Here is a 20,127-nt window from a genome sequence, read left to right on the forward strand (position 1 = left end):
ATGTTACGAGATACCTTAAAAGATAAAGCATATTATGATGAACGTATAGCGTTTAAAAAAGAATGTATTGAAGAAGATGTTGAGGAAGTCAAATTTGATGATACTGATTCAATTGAAGTCAAAATGAAAGGTGCATTTAGGCTAGTCAGTGACTCCCTGTACTTATTACATCAAAAGTATTCACGTGGTGATGATTTATCATCTTTAAAACCAGATCTTCTAAAAACGCTAGAATACCGCCAATGGCAAAAGAACTATGCTGATGACTTGCCTGATAGAGAGCAGGCTGAGCGTGTAGGTTGGGAGGAAATACGTGAAGACTATTTAGAAGACTTCTTAAAATGGCTAAGTTTTGCTTACTGCCTAGGTATGGGAAAAGAGTATTACCTGAATATGTTGTCTTTAATTGGTAATCAAGGTCTTGATTCATTATTTGATAGTATTGCAGATGAACTGGGGGATGTTGAACGCGAAGTATCCAAAGAATTACTTTTTAAAAAGCGGTTTAGCAAGCTTTATAAAGTTATTGAAAGTGAGCCAGAACAACGTCCTAACTTAGTAAAGGCTTATTTAGAGGCTTGGTATAAGCTAGAAGGAAGCCCAGATTACCATTTAATGGATACTGATGCATATATAGGCTACTGGTGTTGGGAAGCCGCTTTAGTCGTTAAGCTTTATGATATTGACGATAGCAGTTTTATCGATCATGAATACTACCCAAAAGATTTAGTACATTGGCAAGATAACTCAAATAATTAGAGAAGTGACGATGCGAGATACCCGAAAGAATAAAGCTTATTTTGAAGAATTAGTTATTGATTTTGAAGAGGCATTAACTGAGACTCAAGAAGCCCTAGACGCTGGTAATTTTTCTACCCCAAGTAGTAAAGTGGACATTTCTTTACGATTATTTCAGCTATCAATTATGCGTGCTGTAACGCTTTATTCTTATGGGATTTCTTTAGAAATCCTTAAGCCATATGTACTTGCTATACTGCCATTTCGGCAGCAACTCACTATACATGCTGATAAATTGCCTGCTGCTCACCAACCATACCGTTATGCTTTTGAACAACTAGGTGAAGCTGGGGCTGCGTGTGGTTCTGAGAATATAAATCGTTATATTTATACTTTATGGTGGCTGTCTTTACTGAAAGCATGTGACGTCGAACAATCACATATTAATGATGCATTAAATATAGTTGGTGAAAGAGGTAAAGATAAATTACTTGACTATATTGCACTAGATTTAGGCGATGTAAACCGCCCTGTTTCTACTAAGTTATATTATCCAGAAGTATACAAACCTTTAAGTGATGCATTCGAAGCGTCTAAAAATGAGCAGGTTAAATTACTTAATCGGTTCATGATAAATTGGTATGACGGACTGGAAGCAGCCGATTGGCATGATAATCATAAATGTGACTTGGAATTTGAGTATACAGATTATTATATTGGTTATTGGGGTCTAGAGCATGCACTTGTAGCTAACCTACTAAATATACCAAAGAAAAGGTTGGAACAACACCCAATGGTTGCGTTTGATTTAATTCAGAATGAAGTGATTCCATTGAAAACTGGAAATAAGCTTAATGACTTACTGGAAGACTTACCTGATATTAATAGATTAACACTTCAAGAGGTTGCTTCATTTACGTTAAAAAACAACCCCAGCAAGCAATTTAAAGAAAAGTGGGGTGAGGACTACGTAAGTCGCGCAATGCAATTATGGCGTGGAGTTAAGGAATGTTATTCAAAAAGAGAAGTGTGTAATTTCACTGCACAAGAGCTTTTATTTGCAATGAGCTATGAATATGCAGTTGCGCCCTACAGCTCTGAAAATAATGACGCTATTGAGTTTTATAAATGGTGTTTTGAAAATTTAAATGAAAAACAAGGATAGGTAATGAATAAAATAAACACGGATGTAAATTATAAAACAATGGCCGGTAATGCGCGCTTAGTGATGCTTGGTGAATCAAGCCATAGCACTGCTGGATACAAATATGAGGCTATAAAGGCTATTAAGCAGTTAAAATCAGCCGGTTTTACACATTTTGCTATGGAAATGCTCCCGCGTTCAATGCAGGAGAAAATAGAGTTTTATCAAAGAACAGGCAAGGGCTTTGATACCATACAGCAGTTTTTTGATAAGTATTGGACCCATGGTTATTTAACACCATATGCGTATGGTGAACTTGTAAAGGCTTCACGTGATTTTGGATTAAAAATTGTAGCGTTAGATGTTTATATTGAAACTATGGAGGTAATGGATAGTGTATGTCCACCAGCTAAAGCTCTTACTGGAAAATGTTTTGATGCACATACATTCAGAAACGCTCTTTGGGCTTATAATTTAGCTAGAATCCTTAAGAGTTCTAAGCAAAATAAGGTTGTTGCTTTTATGAGTCGATGGCACGCGGTTAAGAATTTAAAGTACCAAATAGGAGTTGATTCATTAATTAAAGAACATGGTATTCAAAATGTTCGCTTTATAGATTTTATTGGTGGTTTATCTTGTTACAGTGATAGGCGCTGTGAGGGCGTGTCTAGCCAAAAGGAGGCCTTAAAAGATAAATATTTTTACAAAGATGGCTTCCCATATGAAAATACAGTTAAATCTTTCCAAGTACACTTACCCGAAAAACGTATAAATAGTGATGGATCTTTCCAATGGTAAAAGGATTAACTTCGTTTGTGTTCGCATTATCTTTATTGAGTTTTGTAGATGCTAAAGCATCTATGTTTCCAGATATAGATATTGATGACTCAAGTTTGACATTAGATACGGCTGCAAAGCAATGTGCAAAAAGTTATATTCACGCCCCTGATAAATTATTACTTTGGTGTGAAAAAGCTTATGTAATGGGTCACTGGGAGTCCTTGTATTATATTAGTATGTATACTGGGGATGGTTCTCGTTATTTAGATGAATTAAATACGCGAATGAATCAAGGCGAAGCTAATGCTATTAATACATTAGCTTGGCTATACCAAAGTGGTCGCTTTGTTAATAAAGATATAAGAGAAGCAGCACGCTTATATGAACTTTACTTGTCCCAAGAGAGCAACCAAGTAATCTTTCTTAAAGCTTCTACCCATTATGAATTGGCAACAATATATGAAAAGCTGGGTATGTGGGAAAAAGTAATAACCCATACACAATATGTCATAGATAATGCCGACAGAGAGGGCCGCATAGCAGTTGCAAAAGACTTACAAAAGCAAGCCAGAAAAAAAATTAAATTTTAAATATATTCACCTAAATATTAAAGCGTTATAGAAGTTATATGGAACAACAATAACAAATCACAGTGATACCCGTCCTAATTTTGGCGGGGGTTATAAATGCTATAAAAGTTTCATCATATATTGGTATTGGCTATTAAGTTTACTTTACAGGGCTCGGATAAACCTTGAACTAGCTTAACTGCTCGTAGTTAGCAGATATTTAAATATAGAGTATGGGTTTAATTAACCGACTAAGTTTTAAAAAATAAGGAAATACAGTGAATAAAATAAACATGGATGTAAATTACAGAACAATGGCCGGTAATGCTCGTTTGGTAATTATTGCAGAGTCAAGTCATAGCCCTGTCTCATATAAATATGAAGCTATAAAGGCTCTTAAACAACTCAAAGCTGCGGGCTTTACTCATTTTGCAATGGAAATGCTACCTGTAAAAATAAAAGAAAAAATAGATTTTTATCAGCTTACAGGCAAGGGGTTTGATGTAATCAAGCAACACTTTAAATCAAAATGGAATTGGACTAATGCTTCAAGTACAGGATATGGAGAGTTAGTAAAAGCGGCTAATTCTCTTGGAATGAAAATTATTCCTTTAGATATGCCTATTGAAATGATGGATGAAATTGATGGGCGTTGTAATTGGGAGCAAGCAGACACCGGTTCATGTACTGACTCTCATATTGAACGAAACCATATGTGGGCAGATATTTTAAGTAAAAGCTTAAAATTAGAAAAAGGCTCTCGAATTGTTACATTTATGCATAGGTATCATGCGTTTCATGCTGGCAACAAGCATATTGGAATTGACTCTATTATGCTAAATTTAAAAGTTAGTCGTATTAGTATCATAGAGTACATAGGTGGAGTTACCTGTAATGACAATGGAGTTTGTAAGGGGGAAGCTGATGCCGAAAAACCACTAAGAGAAACTTATTTTTACAGAAAAGGAACATATATACCTTCACCACTACCTTCTTATACAGTGCATATTCCTGAAAAAGCTATGTTAAGGAAATGATGATATGACCAAAATATTATTATTGTTGATTATAATGGCGCCTTCCATTTATGCCGCAGGTCCTCGGTGGGATAATTCTATAGATATAAATGACCCAGATTTAACTGTAACAACCGCCGCACAGCAGTGCCATAAAAGCTTAATTAACGCGCCTGAGTATCTTGAGGAGTGGTGTGAAAAAGCTTATTCAATGGGATACTGGAAGGCATTGATTACATTAAGCCTTCACACTGGAGATGGAACTCGATTATTAAAGGAAGCCAGAAAGCGGGTTGCGGCAAAAGAGATAGAAGCTTATTCAACGTTGGCTTGGTTATATGGAAGTGGCATGTTTGTGGGGCAAGATATTAATAATGCAATTTCCCTTCACAAAGAATTTTTAGCATTAGATGCAGAATTGCCAAATTCATTAGTTACATCGGCGCATTTTGAGTTAGCAAGTTTATATAAATCGCAGCATAATTGGCTTGCAGTGAAAGAGCATGCGCAATATGTTATTGAACACAGCGCTTTAGCTTATGACAAAGAGCAAGCTGTTAGTCTATTGCAGTTAGCAAAAGAGAAAGCTCAATTAAAAATGAATCATTAAATGAAAACTGAAATATAAAGGAGCTATTAACGCTTTAATTTAAAGCGCTATAGAAATTACATGGAACAAAAAAAACAGAACACACTAACCAACCTCGTTTACGATATATACGAGATCCCCACTTTAATAGAAGAGCATCGACCGCTTATTCAGCCTTTACTTATTGATTTAGTGGCTACAGCGCCAGATGGATTTGAAGGTATGGCGACGATGATTAATACCCATATTTCAAACGGCTTAAAGTTTAAAAATCCTAAAATACAAAAGTTTGAACTTGAATCTGGGTTATTAAAACTTAAAACTTACTTTCAAAAAATAAACCGTTAACGACTTATTTTTTAACGTTGAGTACTTAAATCAATGGTTGTTATAGGTCGGTATATTCATTCATTAAACAGTATAAAAACATACTTTTAAATCAGAGTTAAATCTACGATTTTGCTCTGATGTATAGCGCAGTACGGATAAAAAATAAACTGGTTGTTTTTTGTTCCAAATGCATGCAGTATAATTGTATTTTATTAGAGTTTTTAGTTTTAATAAGTTTGATTATCGCTTGTTATTTAAAATAAAAAGCACTTAAAGAGTGTAATTAAATAGAAATATATATTACGTAATGTATAGCTAAAACTTGGGAGATAGTTTGCTTTGTTATTATCACGTTTAAAGATTTCTTTACTGGTAGTAGTGTCTATTACCGTTATTTTTTTTACTACAACACAGGCTTTTGCAGATATGTTTGGCTTTTCAAAAAAGCAGGATTTTACTTTATCAGTTCCGATTAGTGGTCAACTGCTAAATGATGGTAAACCACTTGCGAATATTACCATATTTAAGTCATTCACTTTTGGTGATGAGTATTTAGATGAAACGACGTCAGACGAAAATGGTAATTTTTCTTTTCCTGAGCGAGTTATTAAAACCTCGAAGCCAGCGAATATGTTCGATAATGGGTCTCTAATTCAGCACATCTACATAAAAAAAGATAACTCGAAAGATATTGTTTTATGGTTTGCCAGAATTGGTTTACATAAGCAGAGTAAAACTTTGAATGAGTATTTAAATAATCTAGTGTGCGACATTGCAAAAGAGCCTCAAACTTACGATATACCGGTTGTTGAAGATAAAGAACACGTTTTTACAGTTTATACAGCCTGTAAAATTTAGTTTATAAACAATTTAAAAGGATTTAGCATGAATACATTAACACCTGCACAAGCGGTACAACTCGCGTTACTTGCTTATGATGCCAAAGATATCAAAAGTACGGATCTAATTAATAACTCTTTATCTCCGGCTTTACGTGGAAAGTTCGACTTTTCTGTAAGTCCTAGTTCAGTACAAGGTGTGTCAGGCGGCTTTATTTCGCACCTATTTGGATTAAGTTCTGGTTTTGGCCTAGTTGGTCACGGAACGGGGGCTTTTAAAGGGGAGTCTGTAATTGCTATTAGAGGGACCGATACAATACGTGATGGCATAACTGATGCTCATTTTGGTTTAAGCGGTGGTTCAAACGGTAGTATGGTGCATGCGGGGTTTAATAAAACATTTTATACTATGAAGCCTAAGCTACAAGAGTTTATCACTGCTAATATTAAGAATAAAATGACGGGTGGTGTTCATGTTGTTGGCCATAGTTTAGGTGGTGCTTTAGCTACGTTATCCGCTGATTGGATCAAAGCGGAATATTCATTACCAGTAAAGCTGTATACATTTGGCTCACCGCGAGTAGGGCTTGAAGGTTTTTCAAGGGCAGCGACATCGAGAATTGATAAAATTTACCGTTGTACCCATGGCGCTGATCCAGTTGCTAAAGTCCCTTTATGGCCATTTTCACATGCACCGTATAATGGGCAAGAAATCCGTTTAGATAATGGGCAAGGCCTTAAAGGTGCTGCTCATAAGTTGGACGGAACGCCTGGTTATATTAATACGGCAAACAGCAGTGATTGGAATAACTTAACCGTAAAAGCTAATCATTTTCTAAGCACACCAGTGCGTTTAAAGTTTGAAGATAGAAACCAAGCTTCATTTAATGCGCATTGGTCTGATAAATTAAGTGCGGCATTAATCACCTTGTTAAAAGATGCGGGCTATTACAGCGCTGTCGCTGCACAAGCAGCTATTGGAACCGGATTAACGTTTTACGATATGCTTGCTCGTACTATCGATAAAATAGCAAAGGCGTCTGCATCATTTGCAGTACAAACGCTAGGCTTATTAGGGCATATGTTAGTGTTTGCCGGTAAAGTTATTAATAAAGCTGTAGAGCTTACTTACAGCTTTATTAAATGGGTGTTTGATTCTACGTTAGGTGCTTTATACCGAGCTGCTAGAGATGGCTTAAATGGTTTAGGTTAAAAGAGATAATTTAGTTAACGCTGAAAATAGCTGCTCGAGATTGATTTATTATCCAGGGTTCAGGTTAGTTACTACTCTCTAGGCTTGTTTATCTTTTGGAGTTCAATTTACACCAGTATGTTTTATTTTTAGACAAGGCAGAGCCTATGCAATGTGGTTATTTCCCACAAATAGGTGATAAAGTAATATAAATGCCAAGCATGCGTTTCCCTTTGGGTTCGTCCTAGGGGTATTTGCTTATATAAATGCAGGCAAGGGCGTGAACAGGACGCGGAAACTTTGCTCTATTTTTACTTATTCTTCCATCGATGTAAGAATAAGTAACGCATGAGCAGTTACCGAGCTCACTCGGTTACAAGCCTCGCGGTGCGATTAAATAGCCCTAGTGGTTTAAAGCACTGACAAATAATTTCAAACGTTCTTACTTTTGCTATACCAACCCGCAAAAATACTTAATCAATTTGAGGGATTAAATCTGACGCTAACTGCGTTAAAAATTTCTGTCTTGTTATCGACACGATTTTTTTACCTCAAAATAGATCACTTAATTAGGAGAATTGGTATTATCAACTTTATCTAACAATACAGCACCACTTTGTTGCTCTCCTAAATGATCATCCTTATTGTAAATAGGGCAGTTTTTAAGTGATAAACAGCCACAACCAATACAGCCATCTACTTTGTCACGTAAACGCTGCATATAAGCAATGCGATCGTCGAGCTGTGCTTGCCAATGCTTAGAAAGCGCTGACCAGTCTTGCTTGGTCGGGGTTCTGTTGTCTGGCAGTGTGGCTAGCGTGTTTTTAATTTCCTCTAGCGTAATTCCCATTGTTTGCGCTGCTTTTATAACCGCTACACGGCGAAGTACATCGGGTTTATATCGACGCTGATTACCACTATTTCGCCAGCTTCTTATTAAATACTTAGTTTCGTAAAAATGTAGGGTTGATACTTTTACACCACTTCTTTTTGCCACATAGCCGACGGTTAGGTTAGCTTCTGTTAATTTTTTTTGTTCTGTGCTCATTTTAAATCCATATATTGACCTCAATAATGGTTGAGGTTTTAAGCTGCTACCAACATAAAAAAGGAGAGAGTTAAATGCAATATAAAATTAAAAAAAATTCAGTAATAATTTATTCAAGTGCACGTAGAGAAGGAAATACATCAGCACATGCTAATAGTTATGCAGAGCAAAATGATATTCGCGTTATTTGTCTTGATGACTATAAAATACCGCCATACTGCTATAGTAAGAACTATAAAAATGATGATTTTTATACTGTTTTTGAGTCGTTACTCGATTATGAACATTGGATTTTTGCATCCCCCGTGTATTGGTATAACACCACGGTACAAATGAAATCGTTTATCGATCGGATCACAGATTACATGGACGACGAAAACTTAAAGCCTAAGTTACGCGCGTTACGTACAAAAGAGTTCTCGTTGCTATCAAATGCCTCTTCTTTTGAAGCCCCTGATGCCTTTGTACAGATGTTTAAGCAAACCTTTGGTTATTTAGGTATGCGCTTTGTAAGCCATAGCCATAAAAATACGCAATCGGCAGCATAATAAACAACCTATTCCTCGACGGGGTGTTTATTTTTAGATGTTAACACGCAGGCAATATAGCGGCTGCGTGTTATTACTCCTTTATAGAAATAACATCCCATAAACGCTGTTCGAGCAGAGCGAAGGTGTTGCACTTCTTTCATTTATTGATTACAAGTTTTGCATCGTAATTAAACAGTCTTTAATTTGAACGAACTTCATCCAAAAAGATCAACACGCCCTGCTTTTGGTAGTATATTAAATAGGCTTGATTACTTAAAAACACAGGATTTATGAAATACTTACTATTACTTTTACTTATTAGTCCGCTTTCACAAGCTAATGAACTCCCGATCAAAGGGTTTGGCAGCTTCTATAATGTACCAAAACACGAGCCAATTAGTGCTTCTACCTCGTTTAGAATAGCTTTTGATGTTGCTGATGGCGCTAAAGAGGGCGCGCAAAATAATTCAATAAACTCGTTAGCGCGTTTTATTAACATGCATGTAGCGCATGGTGTAAAGCCTGAAAATATAAAACTCGCTTTAGTTGTGCACGGTAGCGCAAGTGTTGACGTGTTAGCTAATAGCGAATATAAAAAGCGGTTTAATATTGATAATAAAAACCGGTACTTAATTGAACAATTACTCGTAAATAATACACAGGTTTTTGTGTGTGGTCAGTCAGCTACACATTTTAAAGTTACTCCTGAACAGCTTATTCCAGGCGTTAAAATGTCACTTTCTGCGATGACTGCTCATGCCCAACTACAACAGCAAGGCTATACGTTGAATCCATTTTAATGATAAAAAACATTTTATGCTTTGGCGACTCTAATACTTGGGGTTTAAACCCCGTTACAGGAGGGCGTTTTGACGAAAGTATTCGCTGGACATCACAATTAGCCACAAAATTAGGGTCAGGCTTTAATATTATTGAAGCAGGGCAACCCAATCGTACCTTAGTAAACCATCCGCCGTATAACGGTTCACTTTCGGGTGTTAGTTATTTAAAACCTTATTTGGAAGAGTATGCTCTCGATGTAATTATTATTGCACTTGGGACAAACGATCTGAAAAAGCGTTTTAATTTAGCTCCAGAATGCATTGCTCTGGGGCTAAATAATTTAATTAATGATATTTGTGATTTTTATAGTTTAAATAATCAACATGATGAAAAGCCAAAAATAATTATTTTGAGCCCGGCCTTTGTACGTTGTAGAGGCCCTTACAAGCATATTTATGAAGGTGCGGAGTGCAAAAACGTTGCGCTAAAAGAGCAATTCAAAAATATTGCACAAAATAAAAAAATTATATTTATTGATCTTCAATCTTTAGTGCACGTATCAATAGAAGATGGAATTCATATTTGTGAAAATCAGCATCAAGTAATAGCCAAAGCGCTTTACGATGTTGTGAAAAAGTAAACTTGGTTAAGCCATTTATTTATTTTTTAAGTCATTATGTATTTATAAAATGTGTATTTAAAGCACACACTATATTAGTAAGGATACGATGAAAAAAGGCCATAAGAAATCAATAATAGCACTGCTAACTGGCATCTTGGTTTTTGTGACAGGGAGCTTGATACTACTTTATTTTGCAGGCCAAAAGCTAGCAGCTACAATAAGTGAAGACGCTACACACCTAGTTAAGCATATCGATACCGCATTACAAGAACGGCGCAGAATTCTTACTCCATTAAATAACCTCGGTTTTAAACAATGTGACCAAGCAACGTTGCTTGAGATGCGTCGTGCTTTATTTGATGCAAAATATGTAATAGATATAGGTTTTTTTAAGAACGATCAGCTTGTATGTACTACAGGAGCTGGGTTGTTAGATAAAGTTATTAATGATAAAAGCCCAGATTATATTATTGTAGATGAAAATATTCGAGTACGCTTTGAACCTCAATTGTATTTATTGTTGTTTAGTGACCGCCCTATGGAAGTTATTATAGTGCGTCAAGGTGACTACAACCTAATAATAGATACTAAAGTATTCAATGATGACGTAATTAGCTCACTCATGTGGGAGGTTGTTTATAAACATAAGCGTTCTATTAATCATTTGGCAGGGCAAAGTGGTGTTTACGATACGTTAGTCAATAATGTTTATCTTCCTTATGAAAGGCAGCTGATATGCAGTGAACAAAATAGCAATTACTGCGTTGCACTTCATATGCCTTGGAATAAATTTTTTGCTAAAAATCACTTTTTACTAATTATATCCCTCATTTTAACCTGCTTGGCTGGAGTATCGAGTGCATTACTTGTTGATAATCTGATTGCCGATCGTCGTTCTACATTTAATCGTATTCGTTTAGGTTTAAACAAAAACTCTTTTTATTGGACCTACCAACCTATTATTTGTTTGCAAACAGGCACAGTAATAGGTTGTGAAGTACTTGCTCGTTTTAAAGATAAATATGGAACACTCTACCCAGATCAGTTTATTCCGTTACTCAGAAAAAATAATTTAACTTGGAAATTCACTGAAGCAATGATTGCAAAGGTGCTCAAGGAACTTACAGCTATTGATATTTTACCTGAGGGTTTTAAAGTATCGCTTAATATATTTCCATGTGATGTAGAGCAAGGAAATGTATCATCTTTAACGCAAGTTTCTGAACTTACTAATTCTCGATTTATTATTTGCCTTGAAATTACCGAAGATGAATACCTTGATACCAGTATTGCTCATGCGCATTTTAGAGCGTTGGTTAAATCGGGTTTTAACTTGTCATTAGACGATTTTGGTACGGGTTATTCTAATTTAAAAAATTTACAAAATTTGAGCTTTCATCAGTTAAAAATAGACCGTACATTTGTGCAAGATATAGCAACTGAGGGTCTAAAGGCTTCTATGATCCCGAACATTATGGAGCTTGTGACAAAGTTTAATTATACCTGTGTTGCAGAGGGCATTGAAACTAGTGAGCAAGAAGCTATCTTAAAAACTGCGGGAGTGCATTACGGGCAAGGTTGGAAGTACGGCCGACCAATGAAGGTTAATAAGTTTCATGAATATATGGCAAAACAGAGTGTTTAAATTTAGATATTTGTAATTTTTAAAACACCTAGATTCAAATTGTAAGTGCATAACTTGTTTTGACTAGATTAAGTGGTCAGTTGCTCATAAGCTAACTGCTTTTTCTCCGGCAAGAGATTTTACAATGAGACATTACAAACAACTGACCTATGAGCAAAGATGCCAGATCGCTGTTCTAAAGAAAAGCGGTTTTACGCAACAAAGTATTGCTGAGCTAACTAATTTATCGCAATCTACGATTTCAAGAGAGCTTGCTAGAAATACAGGCAAGCGAGGTTACAGATACAAACAAGCTCATGAGCGGGCTTTGTCTCGCCGAAGAAGTGCAAGAAAACCACTTAAGATGACACTTGAAATGATGGCTTTAATTACCCAGAAGCTTAATGAGAAGTGGAGTCCTGAACAAATAACGGGATGGTTGCGCAAGGAAAATAAACAATCTGTCAGTCATGAATGCATTTATCTATATATCTGGGAAGATAAAAAAGCAGGTGGTGAGTTATACCTACATCTGCGCCGACACGGTAAGAAATATCACAAGCGCAGTCATGGTAAGACAAACCGAGGGCAAATAAAAAATCGCGTTAGCATTGAAGAACGTCCACAAATAGTTGATGAGAAAGGCCGTATCGGAGATTGGGAAATAGATACCGTCATAGGTAAAGGCCATCGAGGCGCCCTTGTTACCATTGTAGAGCGGGTCACCCAATTCACTGTATCAACTCAGGTGGCAGGCAAAACAGCACAAGCCGTCACTGCGGCGACGATAGAACTATTAAGGCCATATAGGTCAGCGCTTCATACCATCACGGCTGACAATGGAAAAGAGTTCGCTTATCATGAGCAAATCACAAAGGCATTAAGTGTTCCTGTTTATTTTGCTCACCCTTATCACTCATGGGAGCGCGGATTGAATGAAAACACGAATGGATTACTACGCCAGTATTGGCCGAAGAGCACAGATTTTAAGGCGGTAACACCAGCGCAAGTTATACCAGTACTTGAGCAACTTAATAATCGTCCGAGAAAGACACTTGGATTTGAAACGCCTGCAAAATTGATGCAAGATCATTTGGCGGCTAAAGCCGCCTAAACGTTATGCACTTCAGATTTGAATCCGCGACATATAAACAAACGTTATTATAAAACTAAAATGTTAGGAACTTAATCATAATGAAATCAATACTAAGTGTTTTTATTTTTATATTACTGAGCGCATGTACATCGCAGTACCCAAATCAGCAAGTTACAGGTAAGCAGTTTCCCAATATTAGCGGTGAAAGCTTAGAGCAAAACATAGTGACTATACCCCGCGACTTTAACGCAGATAAAACACTGCTGCTTATTGGTTACAAGCAAGACAGCCAGTTTGATATAGACCGTTGGTTAATTGGTTTAGATATGGCCGGTGTAACGCTTCCAACTTACGAACTACCAACCATTGCAGGTATGGCACCACGTATGTTTAGCACATTTATAGACAGCGGTATGCGCAAAGGCATACCTAAAGAATTATGGGGTGGGGTAATTACTATTTATAAAGATGGTGAAGCGGTACAAAAGTTTACAGGTAATCAAAGCCCAAATAACTCACGTGTGGTACTTATAAATAGCAGCGGCGAAATTTTATATTTTTATGACCGAGGTTTTTCGGTTGATGCGTTAAATAAATTAAAAGCGAGTATTGAGTAATTCACTTTAGCCTTTAAATTTATTTGCTTAGGTTAATTAAAGTGAAAGGGAGCGAATGCTCCCTTTATATTGTATTTTATTTAAAACGCGTAACTTACACTAAAGCGCGTTGTACGAGGCATAATGTAACGACCATTTGGTGCATCAGCATTACGTGGATCACCTTCTGTAATGCCTTGCTCATCTGTTAAGTTATCTATTGCTACTTGAAGCTTAATGCCTTCCATTGGTTCTAGTATTAAACCTAAATCAACTTTTTCGTAGCCATCGAGTGTTACAGTGTTTTCGTTATTGCCAAAGCGATCATCAACCGCTGAAAGTGTACCGTATAAAGTTGCATACATACCTTGTAGCTCAAAGTCGTAACTTGGCGTTACACGTACTTGCCATTTTGGTTGGCGCTGGGATTGGTTGCCATCGTTTGTTGGACTTTGAGTAATTTCAGCATCTTGCAATGTGGTGTTTAAATTAACAGAAAAACCAGACTCATGATTAAAGTTATAATCGAGCTCTATACCGTACGCTTCATTTGTTAAAATTTCTGCTGGTACACCTGGGCGACGTACAAAGGTGTCGCCTTTTACTTCGTTTACAAATACGGTTGCATAAAAGTCGGTTGATTCAGTAATTAATTTATAACCTAGTTCACCTTGAGTAATTTCTTTAATAAGCTTTTCGCCACCTTGGTAAGCATCAAAGTTATCTCTAAAATCATCAAAATACGGCATTTTATAACCACGATTAACACGAGCAAATACACCCATATCATTGTTGATTGAGTAGTTTAAACCTGTAGTCCAAGAGGTTTTACTTTCATCGTAGCTAACGGCTTTAGTAATAATGCCGTCAAGGCCTTCATCTACACTGTATTGTACTTCGTGGTTTTCTTGACGTACGCCAACATCAAGTGTAAACACATCAGCAAATTTGTATTCACCAGTAACATAAAACGCGTGAGTTCGGGCATCACCTGTTGAGCTAATATCGTAGTTAAAATCACAGCCATCGGTGCTTTGGTTACATTCAATACCGGTTAATGCTTCGCCACCTGATTCAAGTACATGGTATGCAGTGTTACCTAAGCTCCACCAATCTTTTGCCGAAGTGCTTGCGGTGTAGTAACCAAATGTTGTTGATAAATCACCAAACTTTTTTGAAAAAGCTAAATCATTAGTAAATGAGCTAATTTCTTTAAGCACCACCCATCGTCCAAGCTGTTGAATAGGTGTAGCGCTTGCATATTCAGTATTTGTTACTGACCCAAACGCCGTTTGACCGTTATCAGCGACTGCGCCAATGGTTGTTGCTGAGCCACTTGGTACTAAACCGTAGGTGTTTGCATCGCCTTTAGTAATGTTAAAACGGTCTGAAAAGTGCCAACCATTTTTAAGTTCGAGCTTAATACTACCGCCTGAAACATGACCGTCCCAGCCTCGGCCATCACCTAAGTCAATATCGTGTGCTTGCGAATCTGGCCCTGTAAATATTGTTGCTTGGCGATTTAGCGTGCCTAGTTGTGTGTATTGTGCGTCAATACCATCAACATTGAGTGGCGTTGGTAAGTACCACGCGCCGTGGTCGTCAGTTTGGCGGGTATAAAAGTTAAGCTCGCCTTTATCTAAGTTTTTAGTGATGTTAATTGTAAATTGGCTGCCTTTTTCTGACGTAAAGCCCGCATCACGAATACCTGGTGAACTTTTTACATACCCGCCAACCATAAAGTATAAATCGTCAGTAATTTCACCACTCATTACAGCATCAATGCGCTGTAAGTCGTAATCAGAAGTTGTGTATTTAAATAAGCCTTCTGTTTCTTCGCCACCACGTTTTAACCTAAAGTTGGTTGTTAGCCCTGGTTGTCCGTTAGATAAAACAGGGTTTGGGCCACCACGTAGTGCTTCTACAGTTTCAATGGTTTCATCAACACGAAACATTGATGAATTTTCTAAAAACGATAAGGTTGACGCTGGGTAAATTGGTGAACCTTCAATACTTAGCGTTAAAAATGGGGCATCTCCACCGCCAGGAAAACCACGAACAAATACATTCGCACCTGACTCACCACCTGAGCTTTCTACCCAAACTCCAGGTATTGCTTTAAATAAGTCAGCGGTGCTTTTTGGAGACAATTTAATAATTTGTTCACTATCGATATTAGTTACCGCATAGCTGGCATCTATTTTTCTTATTCCAACACCTGTGGGTGTTCCTGATACTACAATACGCTCAACTTTTTGTTTTTCTTGTGTTTGCTCTGCAGCAAATGCGCATTGAGTGCTAAGCGCTAAAGTAATGGCACACGCTAGTGTACTTTTTGCTTTACTGATTTTCATGTGTGTGATCCCGTTTTTAGTGTATTAAACAGTGTATTTCTGCAGTCTTTTTACTAAAAATCATTGTAAATAGGCTGTGTATATTGAAACCTTAGAGATAAATGCAAACGTTTGCAATATTTATTTGTAAATTATTTATGAATTTATATAGTTTATTTATTGAGCTTATTTATATGTTAAACACTTTTTGGGTCGTTGTTCGCGCCAGCAAAAAATAATAATGCTATATTGTCAGCGAGTTAGATAATTGTATTGATCAGTGGTAAGCGACTATTTAGGAAGATCATGAATAACAAAAAAATTAAATTAACTGATTTAGCGAAACTAGCAGGCGTGTCTACCTCTACAGTTTCGCGTGCGCTTAATGATAACCCGCTAATTAAACAAGAAACGCGCGACAAACTTCAGCGCTTAGCTAAAGAGCATAATTTTAGCCTTAATACGGCTGCAAGTCGGTTGCGGACACAAAAAACCAATGTAGTTGCGGTTATAATTAACCTTGACGAACAAACAGAGCAGTCGATTAGCGATCCGTTTTTACTTAAAGTAGTGAGCGAAATTAATCTTGCACTTAATCAGCAAGGGTTAGAGCTTTTACTATCTAATTCAATCATGGCGCAAGACGATTGGGCTAATTATTTTATTAATAGCCGCCGTGCAGACGGTATTATTGTTGTAGGTCAAGGTAAAAACCAAACCAATATAGAAAATGCAGCTAACGCAGGTATTCCGCTGGTGGTATGGGGAGATCCTAAAACACCTAGCAACTACCCCATTGTAGGAAGTGACAATTACTTGGGAGGCTTGCAAGCAACAACGCATTTAATAGAGCACGGAGCTAAAAACATTGTATTTTTAGGTGATCCAGAACATGGTGAAATTAGTGAGCGTCACAGAGGGTACTCTGCCGCATTAGCATCCCATAAATTAGAGCAACATGTTGTATCTATTGATATTACAAGTAGCTCAGCGTATCAGTCAATTAACCAATTACTGCGTGAAAAAGGCCTTTATTTTGATGCTATAGTTGCATGTAGTGATATGGTTGCCTTAGGTGCCATGAAAGCCTTAAAAGAGCGTTATGTAAGCATTCCTAATGATGTCGCTCTAGTAGGTTTTGATGATATTGCTATGGCCGACATTAGCCACCCTTCATTATCAACTATCCGACAAAACACACAGTACGCAGCCACGCTATTAGTTCAAAAGTTGATGCAGCAACTAGCTGGTGAAAAAGTTGAATCACAAGTAATTGATATTGAACTGATTACCCGCCAATCAAGTAAACGATAGTTTATAAATCATGTTGAGTTAATGTTAAATTTAAAATGCAAACGATTGCATTGAGGGCTATTCTAAACTAAACTCAAACCTCACTGATATAAACACACACTGTGTATGCACTCGTTATGGGCATACAATAAAGGTCGTTATAGCGTTTAAATAACGCTTTAAAGCGAGGGTAATTATGAGTAAAACAAAAGTCACACTGGCAATTGCAGCAAGTTACTTTATTTTCGCTATTTTGTTAAATAGCGTGGGCACCGTTATTTTGCAGGCAATAAATACCCTTGGGGTAAGTAAAACAGAAGCTTCAGTGCTTGAGGGGTTTAAAGATTTATCCATTGCGATAATGTCATTTGTAGTGGCTTCGTTTATTCCTCGCCTAGGCTATAAACTGGCCATGCTTGGGGCACTTACTGTTGTTGCGGTTGCTTGTGTAAGTACGGCTTTAATTAGTGACTTTTATGCGTTTAAAATTTTATTTGCCGCTATTGGTTGTGGCTTTGCTGTGGTCAAAGTGTCGGTTTACTCTATTATCGGCCAAGTGACAGATGATGCAAATAGCCACTCTTCATTGTTAAATACCATTGAAGGCATTTTCATGGTTGGTGTGTTAAGTGGCTATTGGATTTTTACTGCTTTTATAGATCCAAACGATTCAACCGCGTGGCTCAACGTTTATTACTTACTGGCAGCGCTAACCCTAATAGTTATAACGAGCGTAATTGCTGCGCCTATAATGCCCGCCATTATAAGTAAAACTAAACGCTCTGGTTGGTTCGATTTTATCGCCATGCTTAAGCTAACATATCAACCGTTGGTACTCATATTTATAATTAGCGCTTTTTTATACGTATTAATTGAGCAGGGCGTAGGTACTTGGCTACCCACATTCAATAATGAAGTTTTAAAACTCCCTGTGGCTATTAGTATCCAGCTGGCCAGTATTTTTGCTGCGGCACTTGCGTTTGGGCGCTTAGTGGCAGGGCAAGTACTTAAACACATTCACTGGTTTGTTGTATTGAGCAGTTGTTTAATTGCGATGGCTGGCCTCATACTTATTACCCTACCGCTTACTGAGAATGTTACTGAAAATACAGTAATTAGTTTATTTGATGCACCACTTGCTGCATTTATTTTACCGTTAATTGGTTTTTTCATGGCGCCTATTTATCCGGTACTTAACTCAGTTATGCTCAGCGCTCTTGAAAAACATCGCCATGCAGCTATGACTGGTTTAATTGTGGTTTTTTCAGCACTTGGAGGAACAACCGGTTCAATAATAACTGGTTATGTGTTTGAGAATTTTAGTGGGCAGCATGCATTTTACCTTTCTTTGGTACCCATTAGTTTGATTTTTATCAGCGTGATTTTTTTCAAAAAGCGAACCGACGCTATCTCGCAACATGCAACGACAGCTTAACAGTAAGGAAAGTTATGAGTTTTTTTGACAGCCAATTATTTAAAGATGTTCAAACGCAGCATGTATTTAGCGACTGTAAAACATTCGCAGATGCAATTGCGCGTGTTAATTGGCAAAGTGCATGTAAAAGTTATGAGCAATTAGCGCCTTTAACTAATACGCAGCTTAGTGAGTTTGTAAACGCACACTTTATTACTTCCCCAGTGCTAGCAATGAGCACTGAGGCTGATACGACATCGGTTAAACATTATATAAACTCGTTGTGGAGTGGCCTTAGAAGAGAGGCGGATACCCCAAAGCAAGATTCATTACTAGCACTAAAGCACAGCTATATTGTGCCTGGCGGGCGCTTTCAAGAGATTTACTATTGGGATAGTTATTTTACAGCATTGGGTTTAATCGATGCAGATAAAGGTGATGTAGTTGAAGATATGCTACTTAACTTTGTCGATTTAATTAACGATTATGGTTGTATTCCAAATGGTAACCGTCGCTATTATTTATCACGCTCGCAGCCACCTATTTTAGCACTCATGGTCGAATTATTATGGGAACATACGCATAGTAAATCACTCAATACGCAATGGCTTGCTATGTGTGTTGCAGCACTTGAAAAAGAATATATATTTTGGATGCAAGGCGCTCAGTTGCTTTCGACTAATGTATTGAGCTCAAAGCGGGTAGTAAGAATGCCTTGTGGTGGTATTTTAAATCGTTATTGGGACGATGTAAGTGAGCCAAGGGCAGAGTCATTGCGTGAAGATTTAGCGCTAGCGGAAGGGTTGGCGAAGGAGAAAAAATCTGATTTTTATCGTAATATTCGCGCCGCATGTGAGTCGGGTTGGGACTTTAGTTCTCGTTGGCTTGGTGAATCTAATTTACTAAGCTCTATTCAAACAACTGATATTGTTCCTATAGATTTAAACTGCCTTATGTATAACTTAGAGAATCAGTTAAGCAAATTCTTTCAATTGCTCGGCAATAGTGAACAAGCAGAGCATTACCAATTACTTGCTAGCAATCGCAAGGCGCTTATTAATGCTTACCTTTGGAATGAACCAACCGGTTTTTTTGTTGATTATAACTGCCGTACAACGACTCAATCTCCAATACTTAGTGCAGCGGCAACTACTGCTTTATTTGTTAATTTAGCCAGTAATGAGCAAGCAACTAAGGTAGCTACAAGATTAGCCAATGAATTTTTAAAAGAGGGTGGCATTGTTACAACTATTACTCAAACGGCTCAGCAGTGGGATAGTCCAAATGGTTGGGCTCCACTACAATGGTTTGCGGTAAAAGGGCTTAATAACTACGGTATAACACAATTGAGTACACATATAATGCAAAATTGGGTAAATATGGTTGAGCAAAACTTTGCAGCAAATAAGTGTTTACTCGAAAAATACAATGTGTGCACACCAGCGGTTTTAGCCAGTGGTGGTGAATATCAAGTACAGCAGGGTTTTGGTTGGACTAATGGTGTAACGGCAAGATTTTATACGTTATTAAATAATCCAGAGTTTTAAATAATTGGGTTACTTATAATTTTTTAATACCATTATCGGATTGT

The 20,127-nt window shown here is 37.2% G+C and carries 20 protein-coding genes; 18 read left to right on the top strand and 2 right to left on the bottom strand.

Annotated elements, in window-relative coordinates; all coding sequences use genetic code 11:
• From D172_RS21885 to D172_RS17695, 9 genes are all read left to right on the top strand, one after another.
• A complete protein-coding gene (locus D172_RS21885) occupies window positions 1–759 on the top strand; it encodes a PoNe immunity protein domain-containing protein (RefSeq protein WP_007377079.1) in 759 nt (252 codons plus the stop codon).
• 10 nt (window positions 760–769) lie between these two features.
• Window positions 770–1,903 carry a PoNe immunity protein domain-containing protein gene (locus tag D172_RS17655; RefSeq protein WP_007377078.1) on the top strand — a complete coding sequence of 378 codons (1,134 nt, stop codon included), beginning with the start codon at window positions 770–772 and terminating at the stop codon, window positions 1,901–1,903.
• Window positions 1,904–1,906: 3 nt separating this feature from the next.
• Window positions 1,907–2,680, top strand: a complete 774-nt coding sequence (locus tag D172_RS17665) for a ChaN family lipoprotein (protein ID WP_007377077.1) — start codon at window positions 1,907–1,909, stop codon at window positions 2,678–2,680.
• Window positions 2,674–3,252 (top strand): hypothetical protein, encoded by a 579-nt coding sequence (locus D172_RS17670; RefSeq protein WP_007377076.1) that lies wholly within the window; start codon window positions 2,674–2,676, stop codon window positions 3,250–3,252. The genes D172_RS17665 and D172_RS17670 overlap by 7 nt, the downstream gene beginning before the upstream one ends.
• A 257-nt stretch (window positions 3,253–3,509) precedes the next feature.
• Window positions 3,510–4,268 (top strand): ChaN family lipoprotein, encoded by a 759-nt coding sequence (locus D172_RS17675; protein WP_007377075.1) that lies wholly within the window; start codon window positions 3,510–3,512, stop codon window positions 4,266–4,268.
• 4 nt (window positions 4,269–4,272) lie between these two features.
• Window positions 4,273–4,857 (top strand): hypothetical protein, encoded by a 585-nt coding sequence (locus tag D172_RS17680; protein WP_007377074.1) that lies wholly within the window; start codon window positions 4,273–4,275, stop codon window positions 4,855–4,857.
• 60 nt (window positions 4,858–4,917) lie between these two features.
• Window positions 4,918–5,184 carry a hypothetical protein gene (locus tag D172_RS17685; protein ID WP_007377073.1) on the top strand — a complete coding sequence of 89 codons (267 nt, stop codon included), beginning with the start codon at window positions 4,918–4,920 and terminating at the stop codon, window positions 5,182–5,184.
• 321 nt (window positions 5,185–5,505) lie between these two features.
• Window positions 5,506–6,024, top strand: a complete 519-nt coding sequence (locus D172_RS17690; protein WP_007377072.1) for a DUF6795 domain-containing protein — start codon at window positions 5,506–5,508, stop codon at window positions 6,022–6,024.
• Window positions 6,025–6,051: 27 nt separating this feature from the next.
• Window positions 6,052–7,218 carry a lipase family protein gene (locus D172_RS17695; protein WP_007377071.1) on the top strand — a complete coding sequence of 389 codons (1,167 nt, stop codon included), beginning with the start codon at window positions 6,052–6,054 and terminating at the stop codon, window positions 7,216–7,218.
• Between the two features lie 544 nt (window positions 7,219–7,762).
• Here the strand turns inward: D172_RS17695 and soxR are convergent.
• Window positions 7,763–8,245 carry a redox-sensitive transcriptional activator SoxR gene (gene soxR / locus D172_RS17700; RefSeq protein WP_007377070.1) on the bottom strand — a complete coding sequence of 161 codons (483 nt, stop codon included), beginning with the start codon at window positions 8,243–8,245 and terminating at the stop codon, window positions 7,763–7,765.
• Window positions 8,246–8,319: 74 nt separating this feature from the next.
• On the opposite strand from soxR, the gene D172_RS17705 reads away from it, so the two are divergent.
• From D172_RS17705 to D172_RS17730, 6 genes are all read left to right on the top strand, one after another.
• A complete protein-coding gene (locus tag D172_RS17705) occupies window positions 8,320–8,793 on the top strand; it encodes a flavodoxin family protein (protein WP_007377069.1) in 474 nt (157 codons plus the stop codon).
• Window positions 8,794–9,065: 272 nt separating this feature from the next.
• Entirely contained in the window at window positions 9,066–9,575 is a 510-nt protein-coding gene (locus tag D172_RS17710; RefSeq protein WP_007377068.1) for a DsrE family protein, read from the top strand.
• Window positions 9,575–10,198, top strand: coding sequence for an SGNH/GDSL hydrolase family protein (locus D172_RS17715; RefSeq protein WP_007377067.1), 624 nt, complete (start codon window positions 9,575–9,577; stop codon window positions 10,196–10,198). The genes D172_RS17710 and D172_RS17715 overlap by 1 nt, the downstream gene beginning before the upstream one ends.
• Before the next feature lie 88 nt (window positions 10,199–10,286).
• Window positions 10,287–11,825 (top strand): EAL domain-containing protein, encoded by a 1,539-nt coding sequence (locus tag D172_RS17720; RefSeq protein WP_007377066.1) that lies wholly within the window; start codon window positions 10,287–10,289, stop codon window positions 11,823–11,825.
• A gap of 124 nt (window positions 11,826–11,949) precedes the next feature.
• Window positions 11,950–12,918 (top strand): IS30 family transposase, encoded by a 969-nt coding sequence (locus D172_RS17725; RefSeq protein WP_007377509.1) that lies wholly within the window; start codon window positions 11,950–11,952, stop codon window positions 12,916–12,918.
• 80 nt (window positions 12,919–12,998) lie between these two features.
• A complete protein-coding gene (locus D172_RS17730) occupies window positions 12,999–13,517 on the top strand; it encodes a hypothetical protein (protein WP_007378435.1) in 519 nt (172 codons plus the stop codon).
• A gap of 80 nt (window positions 13,518–13,597) precedes the next feature.
• Here the strand turns inward: D172_RS17730 and D172_RS17735 are convergent, their stop codons facing one another.
• Window positions 13,598–15,850 (bottom strand): TonB-dependent receptor, encoded by a 2,253-nt coding sequence (locus D172_RS17735; protein WP_007378434.1) that lies wholly within the window; start codon window positions 15,848–15,850, stop codon window positions 13,598–13,600.
• A 285-nt stretch (window positions 15,851–16,135) separates the two neighbouring features.
• Between D172_RS17735 and D172_RS17740 the strand changes: the two genes are divergently transcribed.
• The 3 genes from D172_RS17740 (at window position 16,136) to D172_RS17750 (ending at window position 20,083) form a co-directional block, all read left to right on the top strand.
• Window positions 16,136–17,143 (top strand): LacI family DNA-binding transcriptional regulator, encoded by a 1,008-nt coding sequence (locus D172_RS17740; protein WP_007378432.1) that lies wholly within the window; start codon window positions 16,136–16,138, stop codon window positions 17,141–17,143.
• A 175-nt stretch (window positions 17,144–17,318) separates the two neighbouring features.
• Entirely contained in the window at window positions 17,319–18,557 is a 1,239-nt protein-coding gene (locus D172_RS17745) for an MFS transporter (protein WP_007378431.1), read from the top strand.
• Between the two features lie 14 nt (window positions 18,558–18,571).
• Complete coding sequence (locus D172_RS17750) at window positions 18,572–20,083, top strand: trehalase family glycosidase (RefSeq protein ID WP_007378430.1); 1,512 nt, start codon at window positions 18,572–18,574, stop codon at window positions 20,081–20,083.
• Window positions 20,084–20,127 lie beyond the last annotated feature (44 nt).

The sequence above is a fragment of the Pseudoalteromonas sp. Bsw20308 genome, from assembly GCF_000310105.2.
GTDB lineage: Bacteria > Pseudomonadota > Gammaproteobacteria > Enterobacterales > Alteromonadaceae > Pseudoalteromonas > Pseudoalteromonas fuliginea.

What these genes read in the sequence shown, in the direction of transcription:
- D172_RS17740 (WP_007378432.1), top strand. Translation starts at nt 16,136, where the DNA reads ATGAATAACAAAAAAATTAAATTAACTGATTTAGCGAAACTAGCAGGC.
- D172_RS17665 (WP_007377077.1), top strand. Translation starts at nt 1,907, where the DNA reads ATGAATAAAATAAACACGGATGTAAATTATAAAACAATGGCCGGTAAT.
- D172_RS17670 (WP_007377076.1), top strand. Translation starts at nt 2,674, where the DNA reads ATGGTAAAAGGATTAACTTCGTTTGTGTTCGCATTATCTTTATTGAGT.
- soxR (WP_007377070.1), bottom strand. Translation starts at nt 8,245, where the DNA reads ATGAGCACAGAACAAAAAAAATTAACAGAAGCTAACCTAACCGTCGGC.
- D172_RS17655 (WP_007377078.1), top strand. Translation starts at nt 770, where the DNA reads ATGCGAGATACCCGAAAGAATAAAGCTTATTTTGAAGAATTAGTTATT.
- D172_RS17685 (WP_007377073.1), top strand. Translation starts at nt 4,918, where the DNA reads ATGGAACAAAAAAAACAGAACACACTAACCAACCTCGTTTACGATATA.
- D172_RS17735 (WP_007378434.1), bottom strand. Translation starts at nt 15,850, where the DNA reads ATGAAAATCAGTAAAGCAAAAAGTACACTAGCGTGTGCCATTACTTTA.
- D172_RS17745 (WP_007378431.1), top strand. Translation starts at nt 17,319, where the DNA reads ATGAGTAAAACAAAAGTCACACTGGCAATTGCAGCAAGTTACTTTATT.
- D172_RS17710 (WP_007377068.1), top strand. Translation starts at nt 9,066, where the DNA reads ATGAAATACTTACTATTACTTTTACTTATTAGTCCGCTTTCACAAGCT.
- D172_RS17680 (WP_007377074.1), top strand. Translation starts at nt 4,273, where the DNA reads ATGACCAAAATATTATTATTGTTGATTATAATGGCGCCTTCCATTTAT.
- D172_RS17695 (WP_007377071.1), top strand. Translation starts at nt 6,052, where the DNA reads ATGAATACATTAACACCTGCACAAGCGGTACAACTCGCGTTACTTGCT.
- D172_RS17725 (WP_007377509.1), top strand. Translation starts at nt 11,950, where the DNA reads ATGAGACATTACAAACAACTGACCTATGAGCAAAGATGCCAGATCGCT.
- D172_RS17730 (WP_007378435.1), top strand. Translation starts at nt 12,999, where the DNA reads ATGAAATCAATACTAAGTGTTTTTATTTTTATATTACTGAGCGCATGT.
- D172_RS21885 (WP_007377079.1), top strand. Translation starts at nt 1, where the DNA reads ATGTTACGAGATACCTTAAAAGATAAAGCATATTATGATGAACGTATA.
- D172_RS17720 (WP_007377066.1), top strand. Translation starts at nt 10,287, where the DNA reads ATGAAAAAAGGCCATAAGAAATCAATAATAGCACTGCTAACTGGCATC.
- D172_RS17705 (WP_007377069.1), top strand. Translation starts at nt 8,320, where the DNA reads ATGCAATATAAAATTAAAAAAAATTCAGTAATAATTTATTCAAGTGCA.
- D172_RS17715 (WP_007377067.1), top strand. Translation starts at nt 9,575, where the DNA reads ATGATAAAAAACATTTTATGCTTTGGCGACTCTAATACTTGGGGTTTA.
- D172_RS17750 (WP_007378430.1), top strand. Translation starts at nt 18,572, where the DNA reads ATGAGTTTTTTTGACAGCCAATTATTTAAAGATGTTCAAACGCAGCAT.